This is a genomic window from Noviherbaspirillum agri (assembly GCF_054780595.1).
Window position 1 is genome coordinate 5,785 of sequence record NZ_BAAGWA010000026.1, and the last position, 6,361, is coordinate 12,145.

A 6,361-nucleotide genomic window follows, 5' to 3' on the forward strand; every position below is an offset into this window, starting at 1 on the left:
GCCGGTGATGACGTTGTCCAGCGCATTGCCGGTGCCGTTGATGCTGGCGCTGCCGGTCAGCGTCAGGTTCTCGACATTGGCTGTCAGCGTGTAGCTGATGCTCGACTGCACCGTGTCGGTGCCTTCGTCCGCATTCTCGACAACCAGGTCGCCCGCGTTGTCCACCACATAGGTGTCGTCGCCGGCATTACCAGCCATTGCGTCCGCACCGACACCGCCGTCGAGCAGATCATTGCCGGTGTCACCAGTCAATGTATCGTTACCCGCCAGGCCGAACAGACGGTTATTACCCGTATTACCGATAATGATGTTATCCAGCGCGTTGCCGGTACCATCGATGTTGCCTGTACCTGTGAGTGTGAGATTTTCGACATTATTGGCGAGCGTGTGGGTCACAGAGGACAGCACCGTATCAATACCGCCGTTAACTGCTTCCGCTGTCACATCGCCGGCGTTATCGACGATATAGATGTCATTACCTGCGCCACCCGTCATGGTATCGACGCCTGCACCACCATCCAGGATATTGGCGCCGGAGTTGCCGGTAATTGCGTTGTTAAGCGCGTTACCGGTGCCGTCAATGTCCGCCGTTCCGGTTAGGCTCAGGTTCTCGACATTGGCGGAAAGGGTGTAGCTAATCGAAGCAAGCACCGTATCGATACCGGCATTGATATCTTCCACCACCATGTCGCCGGCGTTGTCCACGACATAGGTATCGTTGCCGCCCAATCCGGTTAGGATGTTGGCACCGCTGCTACCGGTAATGACGTTGTTCAGCGCGTTGCCGGTGCCATTGATATTGTCGGCCCCCGTAAGCGTAAGATTTTCGATATTGTCGGAAAGTGTGTAGTTAGCCGACGCGAGCACCGTATCGGTGCCTTCATTCGCATTCTCGACGACGACATCATCCGTACTATCCACGATGTAGGTATCGTCACCGTCCCCACCAATCATCGTATCAATACCGGCCCCACCATCAATCGTATTGTTGCTACTTGTGCCGACAATAGTATTGTCGAGGGTATTGCCGCTACCGTTCAGGTCACCAGCGCCGGTCAGGATCAGGTTTTCAACGTTATCGCCCAACGTGAAGTTCACGCTGGACCGTACGGTATCGACGCCCTCATCCGCTAGCTCCGTAACCGTGTCACCAATGTTGTCGACGATATAGGTATCGTCGCCTGCCCCCCCGGCCATCGCGTCCGCGCCTATAGCACCGTCGAGCGTGTTATTGCCGCTGTTGCCGATCAAAGCATTATTAACGTCATTGCCAGTACCGTTGATATTCGCACTGCCAATAAGCGTGAGGTTCTCGACGTGCTCACCAAGAGTGTAGTCAATGCTGGAACGAACAGTGTCCGTGCCTTCACTGGAATTTTCTTTTACGACGTCTGCGATGTTGTCGACTACATAAGTGTCATCACCCGCACCGCCTTGCATTGTGTCTGCGCCGGCGCCACCGTCGATCACGTTGTTTCCGGCATTACCGGTAATCGCATTGCCAAGAGCGTTGCCGGTACCGTTGATATTACCCGTCCCGGTCAAGGTCAGATTCTCAACGTTGTCGGAGAGAGTGTAATCCGCGGAGGACAATACGTTGTCAGTTCCCTCTCCGGCTTTTTCGACGATGACATCCGCGCTATTGTCAACGATATAGGTATCGTTTCCTGCGCCGCCGATCATCGTGTCAACGCCCAGGCCACCATCCAATGTGTTATTCCCATTGGTGCCAATGAGGACATTGTCCAATGCGTTACCCGTGCCATTGATGTTTGCCGGAATCGACGTTTGTCCTGGTGCAGGTGTCGTATTTTTCAGCGTGAGGTTCTCGACATGGTCACTCAAGGTATAGCTGACGGTGGAGTGAACCGTATCACTTCCTTCGCCAGCACTCTCAACGATCACATCCCCAGTGTTGTCCACGATGTAGAGATCATTATCCTCACCGCCGACCATTATGTCCGCGCCCACGCCACCATCTAGCGTGTCGTTGCCTTTCAAACCGACGAGAACGTTGTTGCCCCCGTTGCCAATAATGACATTGTCGAGTTCGTTGCCGGTGCCATTGATATTGGCGGGCGCCAGTCCTGAGCCCGGCAATGGGCCGGTCAATGTTAAGTTTTCGACGTTGTCCGTCAGGGTATAGTTGATACTGGAGCGTACGAGATCGATTCCCTCGCCAGCGTTCTCGACCACCTGATCGCCGGCATTATCGACCACATAAGTATCGTTTCCAGCGCCCCCTAACAAGGTATCGGCGCCTGCGCCACCATCCAGGGTATCGTTGCCTTCATGGCCAGTCAGAATGTTCTCACTGCTATTGCCGGTAATGACATTGTCCAATGCGTTGCCAGTACCATTGATATTGGCCGCCCCAGTCAACGTAAGGTTTTCGAGGTTGTCACCCAACGTCCAGGTAAGGCTGCTCCGGACCGTATCGACGCCTTCGTCGGCCACCTCGATGGTCTGGTCGAGCAGGTTCTCCACCACGTAAGTGTCATTGCCACGTCCGCCAATCAGCGTGTCGGCGCCTTCTCCCCCATCCAGCGTATCGTTTCCATCAAGCCCGCTTAAGGTGTTATCGGCTGCAGTGCCAATGAGCGTATTGTTCAGCCCGTTGCCGGTTCCACTCAACGCCGTGCCGGTCAACGTCAGATTTTCGACGTTGGCATCGAGTACGTAATCAAACGGACTAATCACCGTATCAGTGCCTTGCCCGGCCTGTTCGATTACCTTGTCACCGGCATTGTCGATGATATAGGTGTCGTTGCCGTGACCGCCGGCCATGGTGTCTGCGCCCAGCCCACCGTCAAGGATGTTGTTGCCACTATTGCCGATAATGACGTTATCGAGCTCATTGCCGGTCCCCATAACAGCACTTCCGGTCAACGTGAGGTTCTCGACGTTTTCGCCAAGTGTGTAGTTGATGCTGGAACGAACAGTATCGCTACCTTCGTTGGCGCTTTCTATGACCACGTCGCCTGCATCGTCAACCACGTAGGTATCGTCGCCGACACCGCCGATCAGAATGTCTGCGCCGGAGCCGCCATCGAGCGTGTCATTCCCTTCAAGCCCACGCAACGTATTGTTGCCGCTGTTGCCGGCAATGACGTTGTCCAGCGTATTGCCGGTACCTTCAAGACCGGCTGTGCCAGTTAGCGTAAGGTTTTCAACGTTGTCCGTAAGCGTATAGGTGATGCTCGACTGGACGAGGTCGGTTCCTTCTCCGCTGTTTTCAATGACCTTGTCATCAATGTTTTCGACCACGTAGATGTCGTTGCCGACGCCACCCAGCATGGTATCGGCGCCGAGACTACCGTCCAGTGTGTCGTTGCCCGCCAAACCATATAGCGTGTTGTCGCCACTATTACCAATGATGATGTTACTCAGCTCGTTTCCGGTGCCGTCTATGTTGGCAGTACCAGTGAGTATCAGGTTCTCAACGTTTGAGCCCAGCGCGTAGGTAAGGTGGGTTTGAACCGTGTCCGTGCCTTGCCCGACTTCTTCTATTGCTGTATCTGCCAGGCAGTCAACGATGTACGCATCATTGCCGGTGCCGCCCAACATAGTGTCGTCACCTACACCTCCGTCCAGCAGGTCGTTCCCAGCCCCCCCTAAAAGAGTGTCGTTGCCCTCCAGTCCGTATAGAGCATTGTTGCCATTATTGCCGGCCACAACGTTGTCCAACGCGTTGCCAGTGCCAGCCGTGGACCCAGTGCCAACCAAACGCAGGTTTTCTATGTTATCGGCGAGATTGTAAGAAATCGTACTTTCGACAGTGTCATTCCCTTCGTCAGCGGATTCGATCACTTGATCCAATTGGTTGTCTACCGAATACGTATCGTCGCCGCTTCCGCCAACCATGATATCGACATCTTGGCCGCCTATTAACCAGTCATTTCCCTTGCCACCATTTAATGTGTCATCGCCGGAGCCACCATTAAGAACATCGTTGCCATTAGTACCATCAACTACATCTACGCCGGATGTGCCTAATCGCAAGGTATTAAGATTAAACGTGCGGCCATCGGCAAAACGTACAGTGGTCAGTGTATGAACACCCTCAGAATAAGAGTACCACTGAGAAACAGTAATTCGATCCTTACCGTTTGCATGGAGAAATACAAGATGATCGCCTTCCTTTTCTAATGAAATATCACCAGGGAAGATACCGGCCCCAAACAATAATGTATTCATGTCCGTTTGGCCGTGCGTCTCGATAATAGTGTCGGCTCCATCTCCTATATTGAACAGATAGGTATCTGCCCCTTCACCGCCATGTAAAATATCTACGCCAGCCCCACCTGAAAGGTAATCGGCACCTGCACCACCTATTAATAGATCGTTCCCTCCGTTTCCATGTAGGATGTCATCGTTCATATCACCTACAATTAATTCTGAGGAACTGGCCCCTTCCACACCACCCGCACTCAAGCTTATTCGCATACCAGAAGCAATAGCATTTGACTCGGACGCAGCATTGTCCCCGTCGTCTACAGAACTGCTCTCCGCAGTTAAGATTGCTGAGTATCCGAATTCCCTCAAGGTAGCAAGAACTGCTGGGTCATTTACACCGTTTATGGTCCACTCGCGTAGAAGTTCTAGACCATCCCACCCAGCACTGGTGAGACTATCGCCCATTACATTACGCAACTCTAGAAGATCAGCTACAGCTGCTGCCGAATTCGTTTCATGAAGCGCGTCTAATTTAGCGTTGAGTGCATTGAAGTCAAAATTTACACCTGTCTCATTAAGATCAAGGCGCACGGTATCGAGATAAGGCTTTAGACGCGTTTCAAAAAGCAATCCAGTGTAGACGGACGCTAACAGCTCGTCATACGCCTTACTCAAAAGAGTAACTTGATCTTGTGAAAGGTTAATGGTTATGTGTCGACCAATTGCGCCACTTGAACTGCCTTCGGTGCCGACACTAAAGCTAATACCGTTCAGCGCTGATGCACCGACCTGTATTTCATTTGGGAGCTGGAAAAAGTATCTGCCGTTAAATGCCTCCAGCACATACATTTTTCTTTCCCAGTCTTCTACGATATTTCGCCAATTAGGATTCTCTACCGATCCACCAAATGGGCTGGTAACTTTTAACCTCTGGCTACCAATTGTCTCGTAAGTGACTCTATCTAGGCCGGCTCGGTTCTGCAAACCTTCAACCATCCCCGACGTCTTAGCCCATGCATACAATAGGTCGTCCATTAAGGCCATCTGCTCTGGCCGGGTCGTCACAACGCTATATTGCGTTAAAACGTTATGCAAATCAGAAGATAAACTGGCTGCTTCGCTAAGCTGCCGAACATTGCCCGACCCAGACATGTTAGGCAGCTCGTCCACTCCTTCTGCAAGGGGAATATGGTCAGTGAACTCCGAATTAAAAGTGTCTTCGGCCAGATTAATATCTGCTAGGCCAGAAGTAATCGCTGCGTCACCGGTGGTTCCGTCATTGCGAGTAAAAGTACCTAGGTCGGCAATTTCATTTCCATTTGCGAGTATTCTGCTGTTCTCGCTCTTTTGGACATTAATGCTCAATATGCCTTGTTCACTAAGTGATTTAAGCTCATTTTCCTGACTAACACCATCTTGATTCAAATCCTGCCATATACGCAAATTCGAAAAATTTACGTCCAAGTCGCTTACAAGACCATCAGCATTCGTATCTTCCTGCGCAAGTGCGGCGAACCCATCTTTGGCCGTGCCGCCAGCGTACAAGGGCGTGCTGTCACCAAATAACTCGCTACCATTGTCAATTTTTCCATTACCGTCTCTGTCGATAACCAAAAATCCGTCATCAGGCTTAACCCAACCCGTCCCCCTCTTGACGCCATCACCGTCATGATCGAACAGTATTGGATTAGTTAAGGATGCACCTACTGTTTCGATTCCATCACCATCTAAATCAAGCGTGAGCGGATCGCGACGCGGCTGCCAATTTTGCGCAGCGTTATAATCGCTTCCGCACTTCGGGTCTATTCTGGGTGCGCCTGCGTCAGGGCGGTAGTAATCCCCTAAGCTTTTTCGTCCAGTACTCTCCTCGTACGCCCTTTTTGCTTCGTCATAAGCTTGTTTCCATTTTTCCTCGAAAGCCAGTCCCACTGCAGCCCCTACTGCTGGTGCCCATGGACCAACATAAGGAACGGAACCAACTCCTGCGGCTGTGCCAGTGGAAAGCCCTATTAACGTTCCTAATGCGTCCCTAAGAACTGCATCCAATAATGCTTCTTCAGTAAGCGCCCGGTGATCGCATCTTGAATCGGCAGGTCAAGATCGCGGAGCATCGTGTCCACCATAAACTCAAGTGGACACGTGTACACCATGGAAGAGAATCAGCAAGTACAGCCGAAGCGGCGCC

General features: G+C 51.9%; 1 protein-coding gene. It reads right to left on the minus strand.

Going from position 1 to position 6,361, the window contains the following annotated elements; all coding sequences use genetic code 11:
* A partial coding sequence (locus ACYVIA_RS22005; protein WP_460844414.1) for a beta strand repeat-containing protein occupies positions 1 to 6,222 on the minus strand: 6,222 nt, incomplete at its 3' end.
* Positions 6,223 to 6,361: the final 139 nt, after the last annotated feature.